The organism is Streptococcus ovuberis (assembly GCF_012396585.1).
Classification (GTDB): domain Bacteria; phylum Bacillota; class Bacilli; order Lactobacillales; family Streptococcaceae; genus Streptococcus; species Streptococcus ovuberis.
Map to the genome: position 1 here is coordinate 1 of NZ_JAAXPR010000039.1, position 5,440 is coordinate 5,440.

The 5,440-nt window shown below is 34.9% G+C and carries 8 protein-coding genes; all 8 read left to right on the forward strand.

Features of this window, described 5'->3' with window-relative positions; all coding sequences use genetic code 11:
• On the forward strand, positions 1-836 hold an 836-nt coding region (locus HF992_RS11495; protein WP_168550134.1), incomplete at its 5' end, for a hypothetical protein.
• Positions 837-838: 2 nt separating this feature from the next.
• Entirely contained in the window at positions 839-1,090 is a 252-nt protein-coding gene (locus HF992_RS11500) for a hypothetical protein (RefSeq protein ID WP_168550135.1), read from the forward strand.
• 67 nt (positions 1,091-1,157) lie between these two features.
• The gene (locus tag HF992_RS11505; RefSeq protein WP_168550136.1) at positions 1,158-1,865 is read left to right on the forward strand and encodes a hypothetical protein; all 708 of its coding nucleotides are present in this window, start codon (positions 1,158-1,160) and stop codon (positions 1,863-1,865) included.
• A gap of 260 nt (positions 1,866-2,125) precedes the next feature.
• The gene (locus HF992_RS11510) at positions 2,126-3,073 is read left to right on the forward strand and encodes a protein rep (RefSeq protein ID WP_168550137.1); all 948 of its coding nucleotides are present in this window, start codon (positions 2,126-2,128) and stop codon (positions 3,071-3,073) included.
• Between the two features lie 532 nt (positions 3,074-3,605).
• Entirely contained in the window at positions 3,606-3,899 is a 294-nt protein-coding gene (locus HF992_RS11515) for a hypothetical protein (RefSeq protein WP_168550138.1), read from the forward strand.
• 8 nt (positions 3,900-3,907) lie between these two features.
• Positions 3,908-4,399: a hypothetical protein gene (locus HF992_RS11520; protein ID WP_168550139.1), complete on the forward strand. Its 492-nt coding sequence runs from the start codon at positions 3,908-3,910 to the stop codon at positions 4,397-4,399.
• Between the two features lie 45 nt (positions 4,400-4,444).
• Positions 4,445-4,585 carry a hypothetical protein gene (locus HF992_RS11525; protein WP_168550140.1) on the forward strand — a complete coding sequence of 47 codons (141 nt, stop codon included), beginning with the start codon at positions 4,445-4,447 and terminating at the stop codon, positions 4,583-4,585.
• Between the two features lie 43 nt (positions 4,586-4,628).
• The coding region (locus tag HF992_RS11530) for a hypothetical protein (protein ID WP_168550141.1) at positions 4,629-5,440 on the forward strand (812 nt) is incomplete at its 3' end.

Consider the following 5,440-nt stretch of genomic DNA (forward strand, 5'->3'; position numbering starts at 1 on the left):
GTGGCCACTTTTCTGTTTATTTGAATGGTCCTGCAAATAGTAAGGTTACTGTTACAGGAATCAGCATACCTCAGTTAGGTATTGGAGAAAAATCAAGTGAAGTAGTTGGTACTGATAAGTTGAAATCAGGTGCTATTACTAGTGGAAAGGTGGATGAATATATTAACACCGCTTTTCCAGATGCTACTACAACTGTGACCTTTGATAGGGCTGCAGATGTTAGGGGAGCAACATTGTTAAATTTACCAAATATTACAGACCAGACATTAACTCAAACGCAGACCGATAATTTGGCAAAGATTAGAGAAGATAGTATTGCTGAGGCAGGGACAGCTACAGGAGCTATTACAGGCGCAGGTGCTGTTCCTGGTCTGGGTTGGCTTACAGACCTATGGGAGTGGCTTAAAAAGCTATTAAATGCTATTTTAGGGCTACCTGCGGCTATATTAGATGGGCTAAAAGCATTATGGAAATGGTTGGCAGATATTTTGAACGCTATATTAGCTATACCAGGAGCAATTAGTAAAGTCATTGTAGATTCTATTACTTGGGCATTTGCAGTTGATGAGACCTGGTTAAAATCACGAATATCTGATTTGAAAGTTGATTTTGATGGTAAATTTCCTGCTCTAGTTCCTATTGATTTTAGATTTACTGATAAGGCTAGTTTTGATGATTTGAAAGTATATATTCCTAATGTTGGAGAAGTGGTTATTGTTCAAGGAGATATGGTTATGAGGTACAGTCCTATTTTAAAAAATTTCCTGAGAGCATTCTTTTATTTAATTACAGGCCTATTCTTTTTTAGAAGATTTTATAAGGTGGCGGAGGATTGATCATGATTCAAGGTTTAATAGATGTTTGTATAAATATATTGCAATGGATTATTGGTCTTTTTCCAAAAGTTACCTTTTTTAGTTCAATATCAGAAAGTGTAGCTGGTATTTATGATTATTTATATAATGCTTCAGCAATAATACCAGTATCAGATTTCTTTATTTGTATTGGACTTATTTCTGGCTTTTATGTAACGTTATTTGCGGTTAAGGTTATCAATTGGGTAGTTCACCGCATTCCTTTTATAAATTAAAACGAGAGAAAGAAAAAAGCGTCTGCATGCTTGCTTGCAAGCTGCAGCGCTTTTCTGGAGGGAGTTTATGAAATTAAAAAAAAGTGGTGAACTACGCTTTGAAACATTGTCCAAAAAATCGTTCTATAAGAAAATCCTGGTTTTTTTAGCCTATATAATACATGATGGATTTATGAGGTTGAAAAATGGACGAGAGTTTAGAGAGTATGGATTGACCCTCTATTGTGGCCGGCAGGGAGCAGGTAAGACGATGGCCATGGTTGAGTATCTTGAACGAATGAGAAAATTATATCCAAAAGCGGTTATTTGTACTAATTTTGGATATGTTCACGAGAATTTCCCGATGACTTCGTGGAAGCAAATTTTTGAGATACGAAATGGCCTAGATGGTGTAATATTTGCTATCGATGAAATTCAGAATGAGTATAATAGTTCGTCTTGGAAAAACTTTCCTGAAGGTCTTCTTGCTGAAATTACTCAGCAAAGAAAGCAACGAATAAAAATAGTAGGTACGTCACAGGTGTTTACTAGAGTAGTTAAGCAGCTTAGAGAACAGACTTTTGAGGTTGTTGATTGTCGTACCTTTCTTGGCCGTTGGACTTTCACAAAGGCTTTTGATGCTGAGGAATATAATGCAGTCTGTGATAGGCCAGAAGCGAAATTTAAGTTAAGGCGTCTATGGCGGAAGAATTTTGTTCAGTCAAAAAAATTACGTGAAAAATATGATAGTTATGCCAAGATTGAGCAATTGGCAAAAAATATAGCAGAGCTTTGAAAAGGGGCTGAAAGCCCCTTTGAGGAAGCCCCGTTAGGGGCTTCCTTCTTATCTTGATACATATAGAAATAATTCACGGGGTTTCTCTGGTGGTTTTTGTGGGCTCAAACCATTGATACTACTGGTTTTTTGGTAAAAAAAAACCACCTTTACAGGTTGAAAGCTTTCTGTTATAATTTAGTTGCTTAGAAAAAATCAAAAGAAAGGAATCAACAAAGGAGATTTTTTAACTTTTTTTGTAATTACAGGTAAATTATAACATGGAATTTGACCAAAATCAAGACCTAGTACTTGCTGACAAAAACAGTCAGGGAAAGGATAGAGACTGGCGAGGACGTAAAATAGCAAGTATAAAATTATCAGAAATTTTTGAGGAATTGCATTATAAAGAAACGATGGTTGAACGGGTTGCAACTTGTGCAGATGCTCTTCGTTTTTATCGTCAGTCAGATGGTCGTTTAAAATTATATCAGGCATACTTTTGCAAAAATAAATTATGTTCTATGTGTAATTGGAGAAGATCGATGAAATACTCCTATCAGACTTCACGTATTGTAGATGAAGCTATGAAACAGTACCCCAAGGGGAGATTCTTGTTTCTCACTTTAACAGTAAAAAATGTTCCAGGTTCGGAATTAAATGGCACTCTTTCGCAACTAACAAAATCTTTTGATAGATTATTTAAGAGAGCTAAGATTCAAAGAAATCTACTTGGATATCTACGGTCTATTGAAGTAACTTATAATGAATTAACAAATGAATATCACCCTCATATACATGTGCTTTTATTTGTTAAATCTTCTTATTTTAAAAATGCTGATAATTACTTGAGTCAGGAAGAATGGGGAGATTTATGGGCAAAGTCGCTTAAAGTTGATTATATACCTATGGTTGATATTCGAGCAGTTAAAGACCAAGGAAAAGGGCTACAGGGGGCTATTTTAGAAACAGCTAAATATCCTACTAAACCTTTTAAATTAAGTTTAGAAAATGCTCATGTTGTAGAAGATCTTTATAATGGCCTATACAGAAAACGTCAATTAGGGTATGGAGGAATTTTTAAGGAAATTAAAAAAAGACTAGCTATGGATGATGCCGAAAATGGAGACCTGGTTCATACTACAGATGATAGTGAAGATGTATCGAATGGTACTAAGATTGTAGCTATCTGGAGTGCTAGTAGACAGAATTATTTCATCAAAATGTGACAAGTTTGGTTAATTATGATATAATAAAGGTGCTTAAAAGGTTGAAGAATATAAGCGCATAAAGAAAACACCCAAGGTGCCAGCCAAGGGTGTTTTTTTGTGCTTGCTCAGGGCACTCAGGCTACTGTTTGTTTTTGTCGCTTTTGTTTGCTAAACGGATTAGCCATTCCGAGATTACGTTTGCTAATATTTCTATTAGTAACGGTAGCAAAACAAGGTTGAAAAATGTACGCATAAAGATTTCACCTCCCAACTTGCGCTGTTTAGTGATTGCGACAATGATTATTATAACACAAAAGTTAGGACGCGTTTTATGTCGCGAAAGTTATTGACGATAAGCTGGGACAGATTAAACTGGAAATCGTGTTGGTGGGGCATTAGACCGACCAACGGACGATTTTCTAAGTTTAGTCCCAGGTTACTTGTCGTCAATAAACCGTGAAATAAATGTACAAAATGTTACCACTCTCAAGATATTTTTTTAAGGAAATGCGAATATATAGTTGACCAGGAAAAAACAGGAGGTAAAAAAATGAAAAATGAAGTTTTAGTTCTTGGTGCAAGACCTTATGATTTTATTGATGAACGAACGGGTAAACAAGTAACAGGTGTTTCTTGTTGGGTATTACCTTTAATCAATGAAGATCCCGCAAATACTGTTGGACTGTTGCCGGTTAAGTACAGTCTAACACCAGAGCAATATGCTCAGATTGCACATGTTAAGCTACCTGCTCAAGGTGAAATGTTGATGAGTTTAAATATCGCAACTAAGCGGATTAAATTTGAAAAATTTGGAGAATTAGCTCCTGTAGATATTGCTGCTTAATATGATGTATGAATGAAGTAACAAATGAGCTTTTTAAGTTGCAGAATGAAAGCTTTTTGAGAATCGAAGATGAATTAAAAAAAATCAATGAAACTTTGATTAGTGCAGAGAGGGCCAAATCTGAAAGGGAGAGACAAGAGCAACAAAAAGAAGAAGAAAGAATATCTAAAGGTGAATTAACGATCGATGAGAAAATTTTAGAATCTCTTGAAAAACTTTCTAAGTCGATTGAAGAAAGGACTGCATCGTTAGATGTTGAAATGTTGACTGAATTACAAAAATCGAATGAACTGATGAATGAGATATTAGCTGAATTAGGTAAAGATAATGAAGCTAATACGGAAAATAAGGAAAATTTGAAGGTATTGGTAAAAATGCAAGAAGATCATACAAAAACTAATAAAGAACAGTCGGATATGGTTTTCACTTATGGAATTGTTTTGATTCCAACATTTATTTGTCTTTATTTATTCTATAAGTTCTTTAGGCAATTTATCTAAAAAATGGTAGGTGTGGGTGGGCAGAAATAAAAGGAGGACTTGCTAATGATTACAGCAGAAGCAGTTCAAGGCGTTGTTACATCAATCACTAGTGCAGTAGGTACTGCAGCTCCAGCAGCAATGGGTATTCTAGGTGCGGTACTAGGAGTTAAAGTTGTTGTACGTTTGATTAAGAGCTTCGTCTAATTCAAGGATGCCTTTGGTATCCTTTTTTTATTAGGAGATGGTGATGGGAAAATTTATTAGGAAGTTAAAAGTTGTTATTTGTATTATGCTTTTGCTGTTTGTTTCATTACGCTCTAAACCAGTTAAAGCTGAGGCATTTACTATGAGTGCTTTACCTATGACATTATCTGCGTTAAATCCAGCAATTATACCTGTTGCGTTAATTGGGCTTGCTGCAGTTCTATTATTAGGTTTTACAGTTTCTAATTGGGATGAAATTGTAGCTTTTGGGAATAGTGTAGTACAAGAATTACAAGAAATGGGACATAGTATTTCAGATTTTGTTTCTGGTATGTCAGTAAAGATTGATGATACCTTTAAAAAAGCGGCAAAAAATGCTTCTGTGAAATTAGGAGATAATATTGACAAGTATACTCCTGGAACTAAAGTTAGCTATCATGGAGGTTTAAAGGTATATACAGGGAATATTGTTTTTTCAAATACTCAAACGCATTTATTATTTGGTGGTGAAGATTCAAATATCTATTTGGGAACTGAAGCACCTATGAGTTTTTTTAATAGTTATCGATATGATAAATCTAAAGATTATTTGTTGTCTGATTTAACCATTATTGTTGATGTGGATCCAACATCAGTTAATTTATCATTACCTGGTGCAGAGATAATAAGAAATGCAACAGGAGAAATTGTACAGCTTGTTAGGAATTATAAACACGAAAAGAGGGCTAGTGGCCACTTTTCTGTTTATTTGAATGGTCCTGCAAATAGTAAGGTTACTGTTACAGGAATCAGCATACCTCAGTTAGGTATTGGAGAAAAATCAAGTGAAGTAGTTGGTACTGATAAGTTGAAATC